General features: G+C 68.0%; 19 protein-coding genes. 16 read left to right on the plus strand and 3 right to left on the minus strand.

The annotated features are described in order from the left end of the window. Positions 1–57: 57 nt before the first annotated feature. The 4 genes from BIU91_RS03340 (at position 58) to BIU91_RS03355 (ending at position 3530) form a co-directional block, all read left to right on the plus strand. The gene (locus BIU91_RS03340; RefSeq protein ID WP_071404206.1) at positions 58–849 is read left to right on the plus strand and encodes an HNH endonuclease family protein; all 792 of its coding nucleotides are present in this window, start codon (positions 58–60) and stop codon (positions 847–849) included. A 120-nt stretch (positions 850–969) separates the two neighbouring features. After that, positions 970–1773 (plus strand): SDR family oxidoreductase, encoded by an 804-nt coding sequence (locus BIU91_RS03345; protein ID WP_071404207.1) that lies wholly within the window; start codon positions 970–972, stop codon positions 1771–1773. Between the two features lie 95 nt (positions 1774–1868). Then, positions 1869–2294, plus strand: a complete 426-nt coding sequence (locus tag BIU91_RS03350) for an SseB family protein (protein WP_139196542.1) — start codon at positions 1869–1871, stop codon at positions 2292–2294. 549 nt (positions 2295–2843) lie between these two features. Further along, positions 2844–3530 (plus strand): hypothetical protein, encoded by a 687-nt coding sequence (locus BIU91_RS03355; protein WP_071404209.1) that lies wholly within the window; start codon positions 2844–2846, stop codon positions 3528–3530. Between the two features lie 11 nt (positions 3531–3541). Here the strand turns inward: BIU91_RS03355 and BIU91_RS03360 are convergent, their stop codons facing one another. Both BIU91_RS03360 and BIU91_RS03365 read right to left on the minus strand, forming a co-directional pair. Continuing rightward, positions 3542–7036, minus strand: coding sequence for a TM0106 family RecB-like putative nuclease (locus BIU91_RS03360; protein WP_071404210.1), 3495 nt, complete (start codon positions 7034–7036; stop codon positions 3542–3544). A gap of 77 nt (positions 7037–7113) precedes the next feature. Further along, entirely contained in the window at positions 7114–7329 is a 216-nt protein-coding gene (locus tag BIU91_RS03365; protein ID WP_253183674.1) for a DUF1653 domain-containing protein, read from the minus strand. Positions 7330–7361: 32 nt separating this feature from the next. Here BIU91_RS03365 and BIU91_RS03370 point away from each other — a divergent pair, with 32 nt between their 5' ends. The 10 genes from BIU91_RS03370 to BIU91_RS03415 all read left to right on the plus strand — a co-directional run bounded on the left by BIU91_RS03370 (position 7362) and on the right by BIU91_RS03415 (position 16604). Then, entirely contained in the window at positions 7362–7976 is a 615-nt protein-coding gene (locus BIU91_RS03370) for a TMEM175 family protein (protein ID WP_071404211.1), read from the plus strand. Positions 7977–8174: 198 nt separating this feature from the next. Beyond that, complete coding sequence (locus tag BIU91_RS03375; protein ID WP_071404212.1) at positions 8175–8651, plus strand: thioredoxin family protein; 477 nt, start codon at positions 8175–8177, stop codon at positions 8649–8651. Continuing rightward, positions 8648–9127 (plus strand): DUF4395 domain-containing protein, encoded by a 480-nt coding sequence (locus BIU91_RS03380; protein ID WP_071404213.1) that lies wholly within the window; start codon positions 8648–8650, stop codon positions 9125–9127. The genes BIU91_RS03375 and BIU91_RS03380 overlap by 4 nt, the downstream gene beginning before the upstream one ends. A gap of 103 nt (positions 9128–9230) precedes the next feature. Further along, a complete protein-coding gene (locus tag BIU91_RS03385) occupies positions 9231–9833 on the plus strand; it encodes a hypothetical protein (RefSeq protein WP_139196543.1) in 603 nt (200 codons plus the stop codon). Further along, positions 9830–10444, plus strand: a complete 615-nt coding sequence (locus BIU91_RS18795; RefSeq protein ID WP_071404215.1) for a hypothetical protein — start codon at positions 9830–9832, stop codon at positions 10442–10444. The genes BIU91_RS03385 and BIU91_RS18795 overlap by 4 nt, the downstream gene beginning before the upstream one ends. An 87-nt stretch (positions 10445–10531) precedes the next feature. Continuing rightward, positions 10532–11275 (plus strand): ATP-binding cassette domain-containing protein, encoded by a 744-nt coding sequence (locus tag BIU91_RS03395; protein WP_071404216.1) that lies wholly within the window; start codon positions 10532–10534, stop codon positions 11273–11275. After that, a complete protein-coding gene (locus BIU91_RS03400) occupies positions 11275–12567 on the plus strand; it encodes a hypothetical protein (RefSeq protein WP_071404217.1) in 1293 nt (430 codons plus the stop codon). Before BIU91_RS03395 ends, BIU91_RS03400 begins: the two co-directional genes overlap by 1 nt. A gap of 639 nt (positions 12568–13206) precedes the next feature. Continuing rightward, complete coding sequence (locus BIU91_RS03405; protein ID WP_084740486.1) at positions 13207–14112, plus strand: MurR/RpiR family transcriptional regulator; 906 nt, start codon at positions 13207–13209, stop codon at positions 14110–14112. A gap of 8 nt (positions 14113–14120) precedes the next feature. After that, positions 14121–15044, plus strand: coding sequence for an N-acetylmuramic acid 6-phosphate etherase (gene murQ / locus BIU91_RS03410; protein WP_071404218.1), 924 nt, complete (start codon positions 14121–14123; stop codon positions 15042–15044). A gap of 57 nt (positions 15045–15101) precedes the next feature. Beyond that, positions 15102–16604, plus strand: coding sequence for a PTS transporter subunit EIIC (locus BIU91_RS03415; protein ID WP_071404219.1), 1503 nt, complete (start codon positions 15102–15104; stop codon positions 16602–16604). Between the two features lie 184 nt (positions 16605–16788). Here BIU91_RS03415 and BIU91_RS19500 read toward each other — a convergent pair whose 3' ends face one another. Next, positions 16789–17220 carry a transposase gene (locus tag BIU91_RS19500; protein ID WP_366556893.1) on the minus strand — a complete coding sequence of 144 codons (432 nt, stop codon included), beginning with the start codon at positions 17218–17220 and terminating at the stop codon, positions 16789–16791. A 431-nt stretch (positions 17221–17651) separates the two neighbouring features. Between BIU91_RS19500 and BIU91_RS03420 the strand changes: the two genes are divergently transcribed. Together BIU91_RS03420 and BIU91_RS03425 are read left to right on the plus strand one after the other, a co-directional pair. Beyond that, on the plus strand, positions 17652–18527 hold the full coding sequence (locus tag BIU91_RS03420; protein WP_216099637.1) for a hypothetical protein: 876 nt from the start codon (positions 17652–17654) through the stop codon (positions 18525–18527). After that, complete coding sequence (locus BIU91_RS03425; RefSeq protein WP_071404221.1) at positions 18524–22516, plus strand: Eco57I restriction-modification methylase domain-containing protein; 3993 nt, start codon at positions 18524–18526, stop codon at positions 22514–22516. Before BIU91_RS03420 ends, BIU91_RS03425 begins: the two co-directional genes overlap by 4 nt. Positions 22517–22658 lie beyond the last annotated feature (142 nt).

Consider the following 22658-nt stretch of genomic DNA (forward strand, 5'->3'; position numbering starts at 1 on the left):
CCGCGCCCCGTTCGACCCGCACCACGTTCCGCCCCGCACCACCTGGAGTCCCACCGCATGACGTCCCGCCGACGCCGCAGCCGCATCACCCTGACCTCCGTCCTCGTCGTCCTGGCCCTCGCCGTCGGTGGCTACGCCCTCGACGCCACCGGTGTCCTCGGACCGGACGCCGACGCGGCGGGCACGACCGCTGCGGGCGGCCCCACTGCCGGGGAGACGACCACCATCGGACCGCAGCAGGCGTCGTCGGGGGCGAGCCCCGCCTCCAGTCCGACCGTCAGCCGCGGAACCGACGCCGACGCGGTCCGCGCGCGCACCCAGCTCGCCGACCTGCCCGTCAAGGGCAAGGCCGCCGGCACCGGCTACGACCGCACCGGTGACTTCGGCAGCGCCTGGCTGGACGTCGACCACAACGGGTGCGACACCCGGAACGACGTCCTCGCCCGCGACCTCGCCGACATCACCCGCGAGGGCCGCTGCAAGGTGCTCACCGGCACCCTCGTCTCGCCGTACACCGGTGCGACGGTGGACTTCGTGCGCGGCAACACGACCTCGACCCTCGTGCAGATCGACCACGTCGTCGCGCTCGAGAACGCCTGGCGCACCGGAGCGCAGCGACTCACCGAGAGCGAGCGGCAGGCGCTGGCGAACGACCCGGTGAACCTGTTCGCCGTCGACGGGCGGTCCAACTCGCAGAAGGGCTCCGGCGACGCGGCGACCTGGCTCCCCGCGAACAAGGCGTTCCGCTGCACCTACATCGAGCACCAGGTCACGGTGAAGGCGAAGTACCGCCTGTGGGTGGCTCCGGCGGAGCGGGACGCGATGGTGCGGGTGCTGGACGCCTGCTGACTCCACCGTTAAACGACAGGTGTAGTCTAGGTATCTCGATGCGGATGCATCGATCGGACTCGCTGCCCCACCGCGGACCCCGAGCCCTTCACCGTCGAAGACCTCAGGAGGCCTCCCACCATGCCCGAAACCCCCACCGGCGCCACCCGCTTCGCCGACCGTGTCGTCCTCATCACCGGCGGCGGCTCCGGCCTCGGCCGCGCGACCGCCGTCCGCCTGGCAGCCGAGGGCGCTGCGCTCTCCCTCGTCGACGTCTCCGAGCAGGGACTCGAGGCGACGAAGGCCGCCGTGCTCGAGGCCACCCCCGACGCGCAGGTCCTGACGACCGTCGCCGACGTGTCCGACGAAGCCCAGGTCGACGCCTACGTCACCGCCACGACCGAGCGCTTCGGCCGCATCGACGGCTTCTTCAACAACGCCGGCATCGAGGGCAAGCAGAACCCCACGGAGTCCTTCACCGCCGCCGAGTTCGACCGCGTCGTGTCGATCAACCTGCGAGGCGTCTTCCTCGGCCTCGAGAAGGTGCTCAAGGTCATGCGCGAGCAGGGCTCCGGCATGGTCGTGAACACCGCGAGCGTCGGCGGCATCCGTGGCATCGGCAACCAGTCCGGGTACGCGGCAGCCAAGCACGGCGTCGTCGGCCTCACCCGCAACTCGGCCGTCGAGTACGGCCGCTACGGCATCCGCATCAACGCCATCGCCCCCGGTGCCATCTGGACGCCCATGGTCGAGAACTCGATGAAGCAGCTCGATGCGGAGAACCCGCGCAAGGCCGCCGAGGAGTTCATCCAGGTCAACCCGACGAAGCGCTACGGCGAGGCTCCCGAGATCGCCGCCGTCGTCGCCTTCCTGCTGTCCGACGACGCGTCCTACGTCAACGCGACGGTCGTCCCGATCGACGGCGGGCAGTCGGCCGCGTACTGAGTCCGTCACCTCCGACGCCCGGCGCACGTCCGCGTGCGCCGGGCGTCGGCCTGGAGGCGCGGCTCGGCCCCGCCGTGTCCGCCGACCGTGACAGCATGGCTGGTGTGAGTACCGATCAGACCAACGGATCAGCCTTCGGCCGAGGCGTCGACAAGGCCCCGCCTACGGCGGCCGCCGAACTCCGCCGCCGAATGGCCGCCTCGCCCGCGGGCTTCCTGCGCAGCGCGGCGTGGGTCCCCTGGAAGCCGGCGGGCGCTCCGGAGGCCGGCAGCGTCGCCCACGTCATGATCCGGGACAAGCCGTTCGTGCCCGTCTTCACCGACCCGGCCGAACTCGCCGCCGGTCTGCCCGACGCCGAGGGGCGTCCGGTGCCGATGTCCGAGCTCGTGTCCGCGCTCCCCGAGGAGTTCGGCATCGTGGTCGACCCCACGAGTGCGGCCGAAGCGAACTTCCTGCACGCCGATGTCCTCGCCCAGATGCGGGCGCAGATGCAGAGCGGCGTCCCGACCAGCGATGACTGACCCGCTCCGTCTCACCGTCCGCTCCGGGCGAGTGCGGGGCGTTTTCCGCTGGGTGACGGTTCTGGTTCACGATCCCCGGGGTTCGTGAACCAGAACCGTCACGCAGCGCTGGCTCACCCAGCGTGCTCCGCGACGACCACACAGGTCACGGACACCACGATCGCCATGACGGTCACGATGCCCGCAGCGACCGCCCAACCCTGCGACCTCGTCCGCCGAATGGCCTGCCCGAGGCCGAGGAGCATCCGGTGCCGATGTCCGCCTGATCGTAGCGGTCTGCCACCTGCACTCCTGGCCAGCCCATCAACCCAGTTCTGGGGATCGCTCACGTCGGCGTCGCCGATCAAGATGGGTCCGTCGTACTGAGCGGATGGGGGAACGACGATGCCGTTGGGCGGGCCAGGACCACGAGATTGGTCCCCTCCGGAGTACTCGTCAGGACCCTCGCGAAGCGGTGCTCGCCGGCTGCCGACACTCCACGCACCCTCACCGCTGCTGAATGCGAAGCCACGCCGGCGCACGAGGCCCTGGGCGTTCGCGACGCTGGCGATGCTGCTCGGCTTCGGCAGCGTGGTCATCGCACTCGTCGAGCCGCAACAGTCCGGGATCCAGACGGGCTTCATCGCCTCGACGATCGGCATCTCGGCGATCGTCTTCGGCGTGCAGGCGATCAAAACAGCACGATGGGGCTCGGCCACTGCGCGGGCGTTCGGTCGCGGAGGTGCGATCCTCGGCAGCGTCGGGACGGCGCTCATGGCGTACGCGGTCATCGGGTCTGCTCTGGCGGGTTCCGGTGTCCACCTGCCAGCACTCTCGCTCCCCCTCGATGGCCGGAGCGCTGCAGTCGGACCGGTTGCGGTCCCGCAACGCCCGGCCGTCGCTGTTCCGGTGGAGTCTGCTGTTCCGGCAGCGACGCCGGAACCTGCCGCGCCGCCAGCTCCGGCGACTGTCGAGACCGAGCGGTCGGCCGTCGTACAGAGCGCCAGCACGCTCGCCTTCGTCCTGGAGCAGAGGTTCGGCACCGGTCCGTACCCGTCGACTCTGTCCGTCGGGCTGACCGCGCCGGAGCGGATCCTCCTGCCCGACGGCACCGGGCTCGCTGCCGTGCCTGATGGCGCTCGCGTCCTCTACTCCGTCGCACCGGACGGCTCCTCGTGGTCAATCACGATCATCGGAGCACAGTTCGGGGCGGTGGCGACCTACAGCTCGACCATCGGCACCGTCGAATCGGGCTGACTTCCTGCTGGTCAGCAGCGGGGGTGGACGAGCTCGATGAAGCGGGACAGCAGGGACAGGCCCGCGATCGACGGGGGCAACCCGGTGGTCAGCGCCGGCGAGTGCACGAGGTAGGCCGCCCACTTCGCCCGCGAGATCGCCACGTTCAACCGGTTCGGCATGAGCAGGAAGTCGAGGCCGCGTGGGATGTCCGCCGCACTCGACGCTGCCAGGGACACGATGGACACGACGGCCTCGCGGCCCTGGAACAGGTCGACCGTGCCGACCTGGGTGCCGGTGAAGCCAGCGCGGTCGAGCTCCTGCCGGATCAGTGCCCCCTGCGCGTTGTACGGCGCCACCACGATGACGTCCTCGTCGGTCAGCGCACGGGTTTCGGAACCGTCGGTCCAGGTGCGGCCGACGACGTCGCCGACGAGCGCGACGACCCGGGCGGCCTCTTCAGCAGAGGACGTCGTGTTGCCCGCGTGGACGACCGGCACGGGGTGCACACCCGCGTCGATGCCGTCGAGGTGCCGCCCGGAGACCATCGAGGCGAGCTGCCCGTCGTAGGACAGAGCGGAGACGGACTCGGTCAGCGCGGGCTCCATGCGGCGGGTCCGGGCCAGGAAGTACCCGAACTCCGGCGGCAGGACGTGCTGGCCGTCGGCGAGCCAGCCGAGCGCGGACTCGTCGACGGGCTCCGGGTGCGAGCCCTGCGACACCTGGGGCAGCTGCTGGGGATCCCCGAGCAGTAGCAACCGCGTGGCGGCGACGGACGACGCGATGGTCGGGGCGAGGGAGAACTGCCCGGCCTCGTCGACCACGAGCAGGTCGAGGGAACGGCGCTCGATCGTCGACTCGTTCGCGAACGTCCAGGCCGTGCCACCGGCGACACCGCCGGTGCCCGAGGACTCACACGAAGACAGGAACGCGGCGACCGCGGCACCGTTCTTCACGGGGGTCCAGGCTGCGGAATCGAGCTCGTCCTCGGTCGCGCCGGACTTCGGCACCTTCACGACGCGGTCCGCGGGGACGCCGGCCTTGACCACGGAGGCAAGGAAGTTCTCCGACGTCGCGTGTGACTGGCCGACGACCCCCACGCGCCAGCCGTACTCGCGGACGAGCCGGGCGACGACGTTCGAGCCGACGTAGGTCTTGCCCGTGCCGGGAGGGCCCTGGATCGCCAGGTAGGACCGGTCGAGGTCGAGCAGGGTCGACACCACCGCCGACACCGTGTCGTCACCCTGCACCGGGACGATCGGGCCACGCGGGGGCACCCGGCGCAGCAGGTCGAGCGCGGGGTCGGGCAGCATCGCCGGCAGCTCGTCGAGCACGGCCTGGCCCCACCAGGCGATCGCCTCCGGCTGGGGCTTCGCTCGGGGCGGTGCCGACGGGGCGAGGGCCACCGGGAACTCGTGGTGCGGTTCGCCACCGACGGGCAGGCCCTCTTTCACGAGCACCTCGACGGCGTCGCCGTTGTCCCACCCGTCCACGATCACGGCGCGCGACGACGCGCCCTTCGATCCGGGGCCCGGAGAGGCGACCGACGGCGGGAGTGGGTCGTCGTAGACCAGGTGGGGCGTGCCTCCAGGCCGGAGCCGCGAGCCGGGCGCGAGCGTCCCCGACAACCGGAGTTCCCGCGACTGCGAGCGGGCACGCGGCAGCGTGTCCCAGTCGCGCTCGACGGACGCACGCTCCACGACCAGGACGTCACGCGTGTCGGCCCAGTCGTCGACAGGGTTCCGCAGGCGGTCGAAGTGGTCCTGCCAGAAGGTCTTGGCCTCGCGGCGGTGGTAGTCGATCGCGGCTGCGGCGAGCGCCAACGCGGTCTGGTCAGGGGTGCGGTCGAGGGCGTCGACGTCCTCGAGTTGCGCGGCGAGCGCGACGTACACCGGATTGGGCTCGCGCTCGACGGGGATCGGCGGGACCTCGAGCTCGAGCGCGCGGTCGGCCGCATCGGGGTCGTCGGTGCGCAGCGAGCGGAGCCAGTCGCGCAGGCGCAGGGTCGAGCGGCAGTCGTAGGCGTTGTAGTCGGCGACCTGGTCGAGCATCCGCTGTCCCTCGGCGGCCTCGCCGTTCCGGAGCTCCTCGATCGCGTCGACGTAAGCGGTGATGCTGTCCGCGGCGTTCGTGACGTCGCTCTCGCGCAGGTCCGAGCCCATGTACAGCGGTTCGAGCTTCTTGATGGAGTAGCTGTGACTGCCGACGACCAGGGCCTTGCGGACGATCGGGTACAGGTCGACCAGGACCCCGGCGCGCAGCAGGTCGTCGACGGCATCCTCGCCCACACCGTGCCGGGCGGCGAGCGACAGCAGGTGCGTCCGCTCGTAGGCCGCGTAGTGGTAGATGTGCATGCCCGGGTACTGCTGCCGCCGGGCCTCGATGAACGCGAGGAACTGCTCCAGCGCGACTCGTTCGTCGCGGATGGTGTGCGCCCAGAACGCGGTGAACTCGGCGCGGTCGTCGACCAGGCCGAACAGGTAGTCGAGGCCCCAGTGCACGCCGTCCTCGGTGTGCAGCGGGTCGCCCTCGAAGTCGAAGAACACGTCGCCCGGGTCGGGTGCCGGGATCGCGTCGAGCGCACGGGCGTCGAGGACCTCGAAGCGCGGCTTGACGGGTTGGCCCGGCCCGTCGGCGCCCGTCCGTCGGGCGTCTTCCGATTCGATCTGGAGGCTCGCCTGATGTACCAGCCGATCCTGCGTCGCGCGGGACAAGCCCGGTACTGCCCGGGTGCGGACCGCCAGGTCGTCGATCGTCAGCACCTCGTGCTTGATCAGCTTCGCTCGTTGGTCGAGGCGCATGCCGGCGACGAGGACGAGGTCGCGGTGCTCAGCGACCTGTGTCGAGCAGACCTCGCATCGGCCACAGCTCGAGTAGCGCGGGTCGCCCCACCGCAGCGGTTCGTCTGCCGCGATGCGCTCGGCGATGACCCGCTGCAGTTCGGCGCGCTGCGTGCGGTACACCGGCGCGATGTCGGCGAGGTCGTGCGTGGTGGTCGTCCGGTCGCCGAGCACCAGGTGCACCTGCTGCCCGGTCGGGATGCCGTGCGCCTGCATCTGCTCGGCGTACGCGGCGAGCTGCAGCAGGGCGCTGATCTTGGCGTGGCGGGCGAGCTTGGTGTCGTAGACCTCGTACTCGCCGCGGTCGTTGCGGATGATGAAGTCCGCGAAGCCGATGAACCCGGGGGCGTCGGCCGTCGGCGCTGTGTGGAACGTCGGCTGGTACAGCACGTCGGCACCGTCGGCGAAGGCCTGTCGTGCTTCGGCTGCGGCGCGTGCGTAGTCCGGTGGGGCGGGTCGGTCGAACTCGACGACGTCGCGGGTCTGCTTGAGGATGTCGAGGTAGTCGAGCTCGTGCTGGTCCCCCAGCCGAGCCGTGCGCTCGAGCATGTCGTCGTGCACGTCGGGCAGGGCTTCCCCGCGACCGAGCTTGGCGTCGAGGCGGCGCAGGAACGCCCACTCGCAGGCCGACCACGTGCTCAGGTCACTCGGGCTGAGCAGCACGTGCCCGTCGACGCCGATCTGCATGCGCTCCCCCTTGCTCTCCGGTGCGCTGAAAGCCTAGGGGCGAGCGCCGACACCGACCCCGTCGGGTCGCCGGGCGGTCAGCCGATCGGCACGAACCGCGGCCCGTCATACCCGTCGCGCGTGACGTGCGCGGTGAAGTCGGCGAGCGAGCGGACCCAGTGCCCGCGTTCGCCGTAGAGCGCCTGGTACACGACCACGGGCTCCTCGGTCTCCACATCACGGGCGACCAGCACCACCTCGTAGTCGTTCCCCTTGAAGTGGCGGTACCGGCCCGGAGTCACGTCGTCGCTCACACCCCGACACTAAGCGCTCCTACACTCACCCCATGACGGAGCACGCACGCACCGAGCACGCCCGCACGGACCGCGGACTCGACCGCCTGGTGAACTTCTCCGACGCCACCGTCGCGATCGCCATCACGCTGCTGATCCTGCCGCTGGTCGACATCGCCAGCGAGATGTCCTCGGGCGAGAGCGCCGGCGACCTGCTCCGCCAGCACTGGCCCGCGCTGCTCGAGTTCCTCATCACCTTCTGGTTGATCTCACGCTTCTGGATCCTCCACCACCAGGTGTTCGAGCACGTCCGGTCCTACAACCCGCGGATCATGCAGCTGAACTTCGTGTGGCTCATCAGCATCGTGTTCCTGCCGTTCGCCGCCAACCTGCTCAACAGCGGCGAGAACGACGACCGTGTGGCCCACGCGCTCTACCTCGGCAGCATGGTCGTGACGAGCCTCGCACTCACCGCCATCGAACTCGTGCTCCGACGGAACCCCGAGTTGCTCGCCACGCCGCTGGGTGACTCAGCGCGGGGGCTCATCGCCGCCGGACTGCTGTCGGCCGCGCTGGTCTTGTCGGTGGTGTTCCCGAGCATCGGCCTGCTCTGGGCGCTGCTGTTGCTGTTGCAGGGCTCCGTCGCCCGGCTGCTCCGACGCGTCTGAGCTCGGTGCGTTCCGGTTCGCCTGTGTGCGACCGCGCTGCGGCACCCCGATCGGTGGCACGTCGCTGGAAAAGTATGCCTATTCAAGCGAAGTAGAGGTCGGTCCAGCGACAGCCGGCGAGACCCGACACGTGCCCCCTCCCCCGTCACGTTCGGTCACGTTCGCCCCGAACACCGCCGAACCACGTACCGTCACGGCATGACCGTCATCGTGGCCGTCGCCGTGCTCGTGGGAGTCCTCGCACTCGCCACGCTGATCGGCCTGCTCCTGCGCGCAAAGACCGGCCGCGCACGGACCACGACGGCACCGGGCGACGCCGGGACGGTCGCCGACCTTGCCCCCGCCGAGGCGTTCGGCACGCGTGCCACCCTCGTCCAGTTCTCCACTCCGACCTGCGCCCGGTGCCCCGCGACCGCCCGGCACCTGGACTCCGTCGCAGCCCAACACGACGGCGTCACCCGACTGGAGATCGACCTCGCCGAGCACCCCTCACTGGCGAGCCGCTTCAACGTCCTGCAGACCCCCACGGTCTTGCTCGTCGACGGTTCCCGGACCGTTCGCACCCGCTTCGGAGGCCCACCCCGCCCACCCGAGCTCGCCGCAGCCCTCGACACCGTCCTGACCGCAGGAACCGCAGGCACCGCAGACACGACCGGCACCCAGGAGTCCCGATGACCACCACGAACGACACCGACCGCGGCATCGACCCGCGCTCCCCACGCTTCGGCGCCGCCATCACCACGGTGCTCCTCGCCGCGACGATCGTCCTCACGCTGATCCCCGAGACGTGGATCGCCGGCATCGTGCTGCTCGCGGTCATCGTCGTGCTGTTCGCCGTCGGAGGCATCGCCGGCATCCGCCGCCACCCCTACGGCGCACTCTTCCGACGGGTCGTCCGCCCACGCCTCGCCCCGCCCACCGAGCTCGAGGCTCCGGAACCCCCGACCTTCGCCCAGCAGGTCGGCCTGTTCGTGACCGCGGTCGCCCTGCTCCTCGCGCTGCTCGGCGTGCCGTACGCCGCTCCGATCGGTGCCGCGGTCGCCCTGGTCGCCGCGTTCCTCAACGCCGTCTTCGACGTCTGCATCGGCTGCCTGCTCTACGTGTGGCTGGTCCGGGCGGGCGTCTTCCGTCCGCGGCGCGGCGTCGCCTGACGGCGTCCGGCCTGGAGGCCCGCCTCGCCTCGACCGCACCGCCAGCGGCCGACGGGTGCTCGGCTCCAGAACACGGCTCTGCCCCGCCCCGTAGGGTGAGCGGGTGGGGGAAGACGAACGAATCATCCGGCGCGCGTGGCGTCGTACCGCCCTGGTCGTGGCGATCGCCGCGGTCGCGGGAGCAGTGGCAGGTTGGGCAACCTCGCGGGACGAGGACGGCTGGACCGTCGCCCTGGCGATCTGTACGTGCGTCGCCGTGCTCGTCGGCTTGGCCGGGATGCTCTCGTTGCTCCCCGCCACGGCACGCGCGTCGTCGATCATCACGCAGGCGACCGAGGACCTGACGAGAGACCGTCGCAAGATCATCAAGGGAGCCATCCGCTCGGGCGTTCCGCTCGCGGACGACGCAGGCCCGGAGCTGCAGCACCGCGCGCTCACCCTCGCCCGCAGGACCGCCGCGTTCAACGGGCTGATCCTCGTCCAGAACCTCCTGCTCTTCGCAACGGTCGCTGCTCCTCACTTCGCACGTGTCCTCAGCGGCGGCGGCGATGTGGTCTTCAGCCGAATCTTCCTCGCGCTCTTCGTCATCGAGATGGTGTTCGTCGCGCCGTTGCTGGTCGTCCGAGGCCGCCGAGCTCAGCGCTACGCGGATGCCGCCACTGCCGAGAACGAACGCCGCACCGACACTCCGGTCTCCGTCGTATGACCACCGCGACGGAGGCACCAGAGACACCCGAGGCGATCGCCCGCCGAGCCTGGCGCAGGACGGCTTGGATCATCCTGGCCGGCGGAATCGTCGGCCTGATGGTGGGCGTCGTGGTCGTCATCCTGCTCGGAGACGCGCGCCGAGGCCCGGGATGGCCCATCGTGGTGATCGGGTGCACGGTGGCGGTCGGAGGACTCGCGGGGGCGTTCTCGCTCGTCGCCACCACACTCCGGCTGACTCCGCAGATGCAGGCGCCCATCGAAGGGCTCTCGCGCTTCGGCCGGAAGACGCTCGCGCAGGCGATCGCGAGCGGGACCCCGATCGAACCAGCCGATTCTTACCTCGCACGACGGGCGGTCGACCTCGCCCGTCTCCGCGCCGCCTACCAGCCGATCGCCCTCGGCCAGTTCCTGCTGCTCTGCCTCGGCGTCGTTGGTCCGCAGCTCCCGAACCTCGTCGGCGACGACCCCTTCTCTGCCGTCTTCAGTCGGATCCTCTGCGGCGCGCTCCTCGTTGCGGCGATCGTCTTCACGCCACTCTTCCTCCACCAGTCCCGAAGCTGCCGGCGCTACGTGCAGGCGGCCACCGAAGCAGCCGCCCGCCAGCGCTGACTCAGGAGGCCTGCCGCACCTCGTAGTCCTGAGGTGATTCTCCACCCTGTACGGTGAAACACCAGTACGAGGTTTCAAGGGGGCGCAGTGGGCATACAGATTGACGAACTCACCTTCGGGTACCGGCGGGATCACACGGTGCTCTCCGGGTTGTCGACGGTGTTCCCGACCGGAGCGAGCGTCCTGCTCGGGCCGAACGGCGCTGGCAAGTCGACCCTGCTCGGGCTCGTCGCCGACACGCTCCGCCCCCGCGCCGGGACGATCAGCATCGAGGGACTGGGGGAACCGGGGACGCGCGGAAACCGCCGACGGTACCGCCGCGGCGTCGCATGGCTTCCGCAGCGGAGCGGCGCCTTCCCCGGCCTGACCGCTCGAGAGCACGTCGCCTACTGCGGCTGGTTGAAGGGCTTGTCGCGCGCCGACGCCTGGGATCGCTCGACGGCCGCCCTGACCGCCGTCGATCTCGCCGCCCGAGCCGACGCACGAGCGTCCTCGTTGTCGGGCGGCCAGATCCGGCGGCTCGGCGTTGCTGGCGCGCTGGTGTCCGGCGCACAGTGGATCCTGCTCGACGAACCGACGGCCGGACTCGATCCGGCACAGCGCGCGCGGTTCGCTGGGGTGATCCAGAACCTGCCGACGGAAGTGTCCGTCGTCGTCTCGACGCACCAGACCGAGGACGTCGCCGCAACCTACGACCACGTGACCGTCCTCGTCGACGGCCGGGTGCCGTTCGCTGGTTCAGTCGGGGCGTTCACCGAGCCGTTCGCTGGCTTCTCGCCCACCGAGGCGATCACCGCTTCGTACGCGCGGTTCACGAGTGAGGACGACTGATGCGCCCGATCATCCCGTGGCGCAGCCGAGCCGCAGTGTGGCTCCTCGCTCCAGGGCTGCTCGGCGTCGTCGCGTACAGCGTGCAGTTCGCAGATGAGACGACCGTCGCCGGCTACTGGCCCGCGGCGATGGCCGGCTCCGCGATCTACCTGGTGTTCTCGTGCGGCGTCGCGGCCACCGCCGGCGCCTGGGAAGGGAAGCGCTTCCGAGCTGCGGCGCCCGCAATCGAGACCAGCAGCCGATCCAGCGCAGCAGTCATCGCCGATCACCTGTGGACACCACTTACCGGCGGCCTGTTGCTCCAGGTCGTCGCGGTCGCACTCATGAGTCGGGACACCTGGGGTGCTCCCGGTGGCCCATCGCCGCTCGTCGGCCTGGCCTTCGCGGGGATCCTGTTCTTCCACAGCTGCATCGGATTCGCACTGGGGCGGTGGCTCCCGCCGGTGGCATCCATCCCACTGAGCCTGCTCGTCTCGTACAGCTGGCTCGGCTTCACCTGGTCCGTGGACTACTTCCCGCTCCGGTACCTCGCCGGACTCGTGATGGCGGACTGCTGCTCGGTCGAGACCGCGGTCGACATCCGGGCTCCGGTCATCGCGACGGCGTTCAGTCTGCTCGCGGGGTGCAGTCTGCTCGTCATCGCGGTCGCTCGACGCTCGAGTGGTGACCGTGCGCGCCGGTTCGGACTCCAGATCGGCGCGAGCTCGTTCGTCGTGATCACCCTCGTCGCGCTGACCGCCGGCTCCGGCCTCGGCGCGGCACCGATCATCGACCGCCCGCAAGCGCAGGCGATCTGCAGCGGCGCGGCGCCGACGATCTGCCTCTTCCCGGAGCAACGCGACAGCGGCAACTCAGAATCCGTCATCCGCAAAGCTGCGGAGAACCTCGGCCGCTCGGGCGTCACGGTGCCGTCGACCATCCGCGCGAGCAACGCGCCGTCGACGCTCGACGTCCTGAACATGATCCTCCAGGTTCGGATGACCGACGCCGACGTGCTCCACAGCATCACCACCTCCTTGCTCGGCGACGCCGAGGTAACGTACTGCGGCACCGAGGAGGACGATGCCGAACGCCTCAACGATGCCGCCGTCGCCAACCGATGGCTCATCGACGTCGCCGCCGAGGGCATCGTGAACGCCGACCACGTGGAACCCGCCCTCGAGCTGGACGACCCCGACGTTCTGCGAGCCCTCCGTCGTGCTCCGGTCCCCGCTCAGGCCGCGTGGGTCACCGCGACGGTCGACCGGCTGACGGATTGCTCGGTCGGCCACATCGCGGTGCCGTCCTCGTGATCTGGTGGCTGCGCGTCCACCGCACCCTGCCGTTGCTCGGACTCACGACCGCCCTGACGGTGCTCTCGATCGCGCTCGGCCCGATCGGCATGCTCTTCCCCTCGTTCGGCGGCGGCGCACCGTTCGCGCTGATCCCCGTCGCGGCCGTGCTCCCGCTGGTGATCGCCATCGCGACGAGCGCTTCGGTCACCCGCGCACCGTTCCCCGCGCCCACTCGGCGGACGGACCTGCTCGAGCTGGCCACCGTCATCGCGGTGGTCGCGCTGGTGACAGCCACCGCGAGCATCGGCCTCGCGGTCGGCGCCGAACCCGAGGCCGCGGTCACAACCGCCCGGAACACGATCGCGTTCTGCGCACTCGCACTGGTCAGCCGAGCGGTACTCGGCGACCGGTACCAGTCCGTGCCGGGCGTGCTCTACCTGTTCGTCGCAGCGCTGTTCGGTCGCGGGACCCCGGACCAACCAGCCGGATGGGCCGGAGCCGTGTCGACGAACACCGACCCTGCGTCGTGGGCGTTCGTCCTCCCCCTGGTGATCGCCGCCATCGTCAGTCCGCTGGCACACAGGCCGGCACAACGACGTAACACGCAATTTACTTTCAGCACTGGCGCTCACCTGCGAAAGACGCTTTCATGGCGGGATGACGATCACCGAGCGGCCCGAGCGATCCGAGCGATCCGAGCGCGCCGATGCCTTCGCCCTCGTCCGTACCCAGTCGGCGAGCATGCCGTCGAGCATGCGTGCCATCGCCGACGCCGTCCTCGACAACCCAGCAGCCGCGGCCACCACGAACGCCACCGACCTCGCCGGCCGAGCCGGGGTCTCCCCCGCCACGGTCTCCCGCTTCGCCCAACACCTGGGCTTCGCCAACTTCGCCGCCCTGCAGCGCAGCATGACCCGGGCCGTCGAACGCGGGATCCACGAACGTGAGTCCACCGAGATCCACGCCGGTGTCGCGGTCGACGACGACGTCGCCACCGTCATCGCGAAGGTCACGGAGGACGTCCGCGCGGTGATGGCCGACACCCGCGCCGCACTCGACGCGCACGCGCTCGACGAATCAGCACGAAAACTAGCCAACGCCCGCCGCGTCGTCCTGTACGGCGTCGGCGCGAGCGGCATCGTCGCCCGAGACCTGCACCTCAAGCTCGAACGCATCGGCATCGTGAGCTCGATCGCCGACGACCCGCACAATGCCCTGACCCTGGCGAGCGTCATCGGCGAGCACGACGTCCTGGTGCTGGTCAGCCACTCGGGGTCCACCGTCGAGACCCTCGAGGTCGCCCACGCCGCCCGAGCCCAGCACGCCACGATCGTCGCGATCACCGGCCACGCCTCCGCCCCGCTCGCCACCACCGCCGACCACGTCCTGCTCGGTGTCGCCGGTGCCGAGAGCGCCCTGCGCCCCGCAGCCATGGGCAGCCGGATGAGCCAGCTCGCCATCGTCGACACCCTGTTCATCGTCGTCGCGCAACGCACCGACGAGCGCTCCCAGCCGCTCCTCGCCCGCAGCCGCGACGCCGTCCGCACCCACCACCGGAACTGAGCATCACCATGACCACAAGGCACGAGACCCACGACGCCCTCCGCGACGAACTCGCGGCCCTCACCACCGAGGCGACCGACCACTCGCTGGACGACATCGACACGATCTCCACGCTGGAAGCTGCCCAGCGCATGAACGCCGGAGACCGCAGCGTGCCTGCGGCACTGGAGCCGTGCCTCCCGGCCATCGCCCTGGCGGCAGACTCGATCGCCGCAGCGTTCGCGCGCGGCGGCCGGCTCGTCTACGTCGGCGCCGGCACGCCGGGCCGGCTCGGCGTCCTCGACGCCAGCGAGTGCCCGCCCACCTTCGGTACCGACCCCTCGCAGGTGGTGGGGCTCATCGCCGGCGGCGAGGTCGCCCTGACCACCGCCGTCGAGGGCGCGGAGGACGACGAAGCAGCGGCTGTCCGCGACCTCGACGCGCTCGGCCTGACGGCCGATGACGTGGTCGTCGGGATCAGCGCGTCGGGCAGGACGCCCTACGTCATCGCAGCCATCCTGGAGGCCCGGCGCCGGTCCGCCCTGTCGGTCTCCGTCGCGTGCAACCCCGACTCGGCCGCGGGGCGGGAGGCGGACATCGCCATCGACGTCGTCGTCGGCCCCGAGTTCATCGCCGGGTCGACCCGCCTGAAGGCGGGCACCGCGCAGAAGCTCGTGCTCAACATGCTCACCACGCTCGCGATGGTGCGCAGTCACAAGACCTACGGCAACCGCATGGTCGACGTGCGGGCCACGAACGCGAAGCTCGTCGCGCGGGCGTTCTCGCTCGTGCAGGACGTCACCGGCGCTTCCCCCGCCGAGGTCCAGGCGGCGCTCGACGCCTCGGACGGCGAGGTGAAGACCGCCATCGCCGTGATCCTCACCGGAGCCTCGGCCGCTTCGGCCCGTGAGCGCCTCGATGCTGCTGCCGGCTCGTTGCGCGCCGTGCTGTAGACCCCGTTCACCTTTCCGTTTCGTTTCGCTCGATTCCTTCCCCCGAGGAGCACAGCAATGCCCGATGCACAGCAACTCGCCCAGCAGATCCTCGACTCCGTCGGTGGCTCCGCGAACATCGCCGATGTCGAGAACTGCATGACCCGGCTCCGGGTCGAGGTTTCGTCTCCCGCGTCGGTCGACCTGCCGGCCCTCCAGGCGACCGACGGCGTCATGGCCGCCATCGCGGCCGGCTCGAACCTGCAGATCGTGCTCGGCCCGGGTCTCGTCGACCGCGTGGCCGACGACCTGGAGGCCCTGCGCGCGGCCGCCCCGTCGGTTGCGGCTGGTGGGTCTGGTGCGTCGCCCGAGGAGCTCGCCGCTCGCGGCGCGTCGATCAAGGCCTCGGCGCGCTCCCGCTCCGACGGCCGCACCATGCGCGCGATCCGGAAGATCTCGGCGATCTTCATCCCGCTCATCCCCGCGCTGATCGCCTGCGGGCTGATCGCCGGGATCAACGGCATCCTGACGAACCTCGGGTGGGTGCCCGGAGTGACGCCGTTCCTCGGCGTGCTCTCGTCCGGCTTCCTGTCGCTGCTCGCCGTTTTCGTCGGGATGAACGCCGCGAAGGAGTTCGGCGGCACGCCCATCCTCGGCGGTGCAGTCGGCGGCATCATCGTCGCGGCCGGTGTCGCGAACGTGACCGTGTTCGGCGAGACGCTGGCTCCCGGGCAGGGCGGTGTGCTTGGTGCTCTGGCGGGTGGCATTCTCGCCGCCTACGTCGAGCGCTTCATGCGGCGCGTGACTCCCGACGTGATCGCGCTCATCGTCGTGCCGACCGTGACCGTCCTCGTCGCGGGGTCGATCACACTCGGGATCCTGATGTCCGTCGCCGGAGTCGTCTCCGTCGTGATCGGGACCGCCGCGACCTGGCTCCTCGCGAACGGTGGAGCCTTCGCCGGCTTCGTGCTCGGAGGCCTCTTCCTGCCGCTCGTCATGACCGGCATGCACCAGGGGCTCATCCCGATCCACACCACCCTGATCGACCAGACCGGGTGGACCGTGCTGCTGCCCGTGCTGGCGATGGGCGGTGCCGGGCAGATCGGTGCGTGCATCGCGCTGTGGGTGCGGTTCCGGTCGAACGCGTCGCTGGTGCGGACCATCCGGGGTGCGCTTCCGGCCGGCTTCCTCGGTGTCGGCGAGCCCCTCATCTACGGTGTGACGCTCCCCCTCGGGCGGCCGTTCATCACCGCGTGCATCGGTGGAGCCTTCGGCGGCGGTGTCGTCGGGCTGTTCGACCAGCTCGGGCACTCCGTCGGGGCGATCGCCATCGGGGCCTCGGACCTGTCGCTCATCCCGCTGCTGAACGGCTCGTCCGGGTACGGGTGGGCGCTGCTCGGGTACGGGTCGGGGCTCGTGGTGGCGTACGTCGTGGGGTTCGTGGCGACGCTCCTCTTCGGGGTGTCAGACTCGGTGCGGGCTGACCTCGAGGCGGGATCCGGTACCTGGGCTGGTGATCTCGCCGGTCCGAAGACGCCGCTAGGGTTGCGGGCCGTGTCGAGTGCCGTTTCGCGGAAATGACCTGCGACGACGCCTGGCAGATGTCTCGGATGAAGCTCGCACTCACGATCGTCGCTTGACCACGGGTGCCGATGTTGGGAGAACGGACGCCGTTGCGGGTGAGTAAGGCGCAGGAGGCCTGAGTCAACAGCGCTGGAGACTCCGCAGCACCTGGGACTGCTGCAGAGTGTGGTGACAGTTGTAGTCATGCCGCGAGTGCGACGTTGGTCTTCATGTTTCCAGCTCGACGGGCGTCAATCGGCCGAGGCGGGCTTGGCGACGTCGCCGATGGTAGGTCCGCCCGATGGGGATCCCGTCCGCAGCGAGCACGCTGCCGAGCGGGTAGAGCCTTTTCCCGGCAGCTTCGCCTGCGACAGGTATGCCCCGCCCGCCGGAGCACCTCGGCTTCCTGCTCGAGGAGCCGGTTCCGACGCCGAAGCTCACGGACCTCGTCGGACACGGCGCGCGGTGTTTCGGCTCGGCCCCTGTCATCCACAGCCGCGCGACGCAACCACTCCGTCAACGTCATCGGCTGGACACCGAAGTCTGACGCGACCTGCTCGATCGCCACTCCCGGCCCACGGTTCCGAGCAGCAGGCACAGCGACGTTGCGAAACTCCTGCACGGCTACATCCATCCAGGCCCGCCCCGCGGGACATGCCAGACCAGATGGCACCTATTCATGCAACACCCAAGCTTGAGCGGTGGCGGATCGGATGGCTACCACCTGGCCCAGCCTCGGCGAAGCTGCCGGTCGCTTGTGCGCGGGATTGGCCGGGACGAGCTGCTCGGGTGCCCGTACTTCGGGCTCTCGCTCTGCGTGGCGCGCAGGTCACCGGGCGCTTTAGATGGGAGACTCGCAGGGCACCGACCTTGCGGACAACCCGGAGCCTGCCAATAGGATGGTAGGGCTGTCGGAATTCGGATCCTGCGGTGGGAAAATAACGAGTGCGCATCGCGGACGAATAATTTCTGCGCCTGCAGAATTGAGGAACAGCATTGCGTGGGATTGATATCAGCGAGGAGGTACTCGCGCGCAACTCCCTCGGACTTCTTGAAACTCTACTCGTGGATAGGGCGACATCGGGCCATATCGTCTGGGCGACCGATCACTACGCCTATCTAGGGGACGAGTACGCGCCCGAGCGAGAAATCACGATTGCGTCGATCACCGGTAAAAACGAGCGGTTGATCCAGCCGAGAGTTGCCAAGGCCGCCGACGTCCGATGGGAACGCACCAAGGACAAGGCTGAGGTCTTCACGCCGTCGTGGCTGTGCAACGAGCAGAACAATCGCGTCGACGATGCGTGGTTTGGTCATCCAGGGGCCTTCAATAGATCTACGGAGGCGACCTGGGTCCTAACTGAGGCTAAGCTCCCTTTCACGTCGAGTGGCGCAAAGACCTGGAAACGCTATGTGGACGAGCGTCGACTCGAAATCGCGTGCGGCGAGGGCCCGTACCTCGCCAGCCGCTATGACACGACTACTGGCGAAATGATCGCATTAGAACGCCGCATTGGGGTCCTCGATAGGAAGCTACGCGCCGTAAAAGAGAATGCCTCTGACGACGACGAGTGGCGCATTTGGGCGCGCCGGTCCGTCGAGAGCGTCTACGGGTACGAGTACCACGGCGACAGCCTGCTTCTCGCCCGCGAGAACATTCTGGCTACGTATGCGGACTACGCGATCGACGCGCTGGGCACGGAGCCGTCTACTTCCGAGCTCGAGGCCATCGCGACCGTGATCTCGTGGAACCTCTGGCAGATGGACGGCTTGACCAACGCGCCGCCTTTTCAATACGGCTTGCAGGGCGCGCCGGATGAGCTCGACATCTTCGGCGATCTCGGAGCGAGGGAACGAACCCGGTGCGTGCTCCGGGACTGGCGCGCGAAGCGCACGCACGACTATCTGAAGCTGCTGAGAGACGGACCAGGGACGAAATGACGGCGAACGAGGAACTCATCGAGCGGCTGATCGTTGGCCGCGTGCGACCGCGCATCTACGCGTTCAGCACGAACACCGTCCCGAATTACCTCAAGGTTGGTGACACCTACCGCCCCATCGCCACTCGCTTGAACGAATGGCGGCACCACTATCCGAATCTCGAGCAGCACTTCGAGGGTTCGGCTTCAGTTTCCGAGGATGTCTACTTCCGAGACCACTCGGTGCACCGCTACCTCGAGGATGACCTTGGGCGGATGCGCCTGCTGCCCGAAGAGATTTCGATTGGGGAGTATTACAGCCGTGAGTTCTTCGGCGGCGCGACCGCAGCCGATGTCGAAGCGGCAATCGAGGACATTCGAAACGACCATGCCGAGAACCTTGGGCGCTACGCCTACTTCGACGCAGCGGACCGGCTTCCTGCTGTCCGCCACTACGCCCGTGGTGAGGAATGGGAGCTTAGGCCGAACCAGCGGGAGGCCGTGGATGCTTTCGAAGCGGCGGTGACCGCTGGGCGCAGCAACCTCTTGATGTATGCCGTCATGCGTTTCGGCAAGACGTTCACCTCGCTCATGTGCGCCAAGAGGCTGGCGGCGCGGACAGTGCTGGTCGTCTCAGCGAAGGCAGACGTCAAAGGCGAGTGGAAGCAGACGGCCGAGTCTGCCGGCAATTTCGCGGGGTATGTGTTCCTCGACGCTGAAGCTTTGATGCTGGACCCGGAGGCGGTGACGGAAGCGCGCGCTAACAGCGATTGCGTGGTCATTTTCCTGACGCTCCAGGACCTCCAGGGGCCCGACCTCAAAGAGAAGCACGCCGATGTCTTCAACAAGACGATTGACCTGCTGATCATCGACGAGACCCACTTCGGTGCTCGAGCCGGAAGCTACGGGCAGGTGCTGCGGGACGCGAGGCAGCCCGTCGATAGCGAAGAAGCCGCCCTGTCGGCCGAGCAGGAAGATTTCGCGGATGCCGAGAAACAGCTCAAAGTCCTTCAGGCCCGGATCAGGCTTCACCTGTCGGGATCGCCATACCGAATCCTGATGGGTGGTGAGTTCGGCACCGAGGACATAATCGCCTTCGTCCAGTTCGCCGACATCGTCCGGGAACAGGAGCAATGGAATGTCGACCACCCTGACGCGAACGAATGGGAAAATCCGTATTTCGGATTCCCACAGATGGTCAGGTTTGCGTTTCATCCGAACGAATCGGCGCTCCACAAACTCTCGATGCTGAAGAAGAGCGGTTACAGCTACGCATTCACAGCACTGTTGAAACCGAGGCAACTCACTCGCGACCGTCGGGACGGGCTCCACAAGGAGTTTGAGCACGAAGCCGAGATCCTTGACCTTTTGCGCGTGATCGACGGATCGCAGCAGGACCAGAACGTGCTCGGGATCCTCGACAACGACCGAATTCGGCAAGGGCAGCTTTGCCGCCACATGGTGATGGTCCTGCCCTACAAAGCGTCATGCGATGCGATGCAAACCCTGATAGAGCGGAACGCCGAGAAATTCAAGAACCTCAAGGACTACGAGATCATCAACATCTCAGGAGTCGACGACATTCGCAGGTTCCCGACGCCAGATCGCGTGAAAGCGGCAATTTCTGATGCCGAGGCGGAAGGGCGTAAGACGCTGACCCTCACCGTCAACCGAATGCTCACGGGGACTACTGTGCAGCAGTGGGACACGATGCTGTACCTGAAGGACACAGCATCGCCTCAGGAGTACGATCAGGCGACTTTCCGCCTACAGAGCCAGCATGTCCGGACGCTCGGCAGCGAGAAGAGCGCGGAGATCATTAAGGAGAACCTCAAGCCGCAGACGCTTCTGGTCGACTTCGACCCCGTGCGACTGTTCCGCCTGCAGGAGCTGCGCTCGCTGTTGTCGAGCGAAAATGGGACGGATGCTCCCGTCGATTCCGATCTCGGGACCCGCCTCCGCGAGGACCTACGGATCTCGCCGGTCATCACCATGAACGCCGATCGCCTCAGCGAGGTCACGCCGACCGACGTGCTGCACGCGATCAGTGAGTACAACATGAACCGCAGCGTCGCGGACGAGGTGCGCGACGTGCCGGTTGACCTCAACGTGCTCGCGATCGAGGAGATCCGACGCGTCATCGCGCAGCAGGCCTCGCTTGGCAGCAAAGAGGGGCTGACGCTCGCCGCCGTCGAAGGCGAGGAACACGACTTGGACACAGGAGGCGACGATGGCGAGCCCGCCGGGCCGGGCGGCGACGATCCGGGCTCGTCCCTTGCCGATCCGCACACCGAGCGGGACGACGCGGACTGGGAGGCCAAGCTCCAGACGTACTACCAACGGATCCTGTTCTTCGCGATGCTGACGTCCGATTCGGTTACCTCTCTCCGAGACGTTGTCGATGTGATTGACATGAGCGAGAATGCCCGCATCGCGCGCAACCTCGGGCTTGAGCCTGTGATTCTGCGTGCGCTCCTCGGAGCGTTCGACCGGATCAAGCTAAAAAGCCTGGACTACAAGATCCTCAACATCTCTCGGCTGACTCGGGAGGAATCACTCACTCCGGTCGAGCGCGCGACCGGAGCGCTCGCGAAATTCACGCGGGTGTCCGAGTCGGAAGTGCGCACCCCGCTCTGGCTGTGCCGCGAGATCGTCGGGCGCATCCCGGGGGCCGAGCTACGTGCACTGGTGGAACGAGGCGAGAAGGTACTCGACCTCGCAAGCAAGTTTGGCGAATTCGCGGTCGCGATCTACCAGAGGCTCGTCGACGAGCTCGGAGTAAACAAGGCAGTGGCGAGCGCGGCAGTCTATTCGCTGCCGACGTCGAGCATCGCTTATGAGTTTACCCGACGGTTCTACGAGATCCTGGGGCTCGACACAGACAACATCGCCAACGGGCCTACCGCGTACGACCTGCTCAAAGAGCGCGGTTTACGCAGTATTGAAAGAATATTCGACGAAGGGAGTAGCTCAGTGAAGTTTGGGGCAGTCGTGGGCAACCCGCCGTACCAGGTAAGCGACGGTGGTGCGCAGCAGAGCGCACGGCCGATATATCCCGAGTTCATCGCGGCGGCGGCCGCGCTCGAGCCGAAGTACATGAGCTTCGTCATACCGAGCCGGTGGTACGCCGGCGGGAAACAGCTGGGCGACTTCAGGAACCACATGCTCGCCGACACATGCATCCGTGAGTTGCACGATTTCCCGACGCCTGAGACCGTGTTTCCGGAGACCAACAACCGGGGCGGGGTCTGCTACTTCCTACGTGATTCAAGCTACGACGCTGCGGAGGCTGGAGGCACGCTCGTCCTGACCCGCGATGGACAGGACGTAGAGTTCGAGGCAACCCGGCCGCTGAACACCTTTGGGCTGGGTATCTTCCTTCGCGACTCGAAGGGCGTGGAAATTGTGCAGAAGGTAACGAACCACGAGAGCTTCGCCTCTTTCGAGGACCAAGTCTCAGCACGTCGTCCGTTCGGTTTGGAGGGCAGTATTGTCAATTCGCCGGAGTTCCACGACACACCCGCAGGGCTTACAGAGCCGGTCCTCTGTTATGGGAAGTCGCGGAAGGTCGGATATTTGAGTGATGCCCTCATTCGAACCCGTCTCGACTGGATTGGTCGATGGAAGGCCATGACCCCGTACGCCAATAACATCGGCACCGAGCTCAACGACGACAACCAGAACGCTTTCGTCGCAGCACCGGGATCTGTGTGCTCGGAGACGTTCATCGTCATGGGCGCCGACCTGGACCTCACGGAAGAGTCCGCCCACAACCTCGTTGCATACGTGAAGACGAAGTTCGCCCGGTTCTTGCACGGTAAGGCCAAAGTGAGCCAGCACGGAACCAAGAGCACCTATCGCTTCGTGCCGCAGGTCGACCTGTCGGCGGAATCTGCCATCGACTGGTCCGTTTCGTCAGAGCAGATCGACGAGCAGCTCTTCGACCTATACGAGCTATCCGAGGAGGAGCGTGAATATATTCGCAGCAGCATTAAGACCATGCGTGCCTGACGAACGGGTCAGTCTCACCTCTCCTTCACTATCGAGGCGGGACTCGACGAATCTTCGAGTCCTGCCTCGGTCTTGCGTTGAATGGCCTGCATCAACTGAAACCGAAGTTTGACCCGAGAAGGCAGTTGACATTCCGAGCTCC

Origin of the sequence: Curtobacterium sp. MMLR14_002, from assembly GCF_001864975.1 — a bacterium.
Lineage (GTDB): Bacteria > Actinomycetota > Actinomycetes > Actinomycetales > Microbacteriaceae > Curtobacterium > Curtobacterium flaccumfaciens.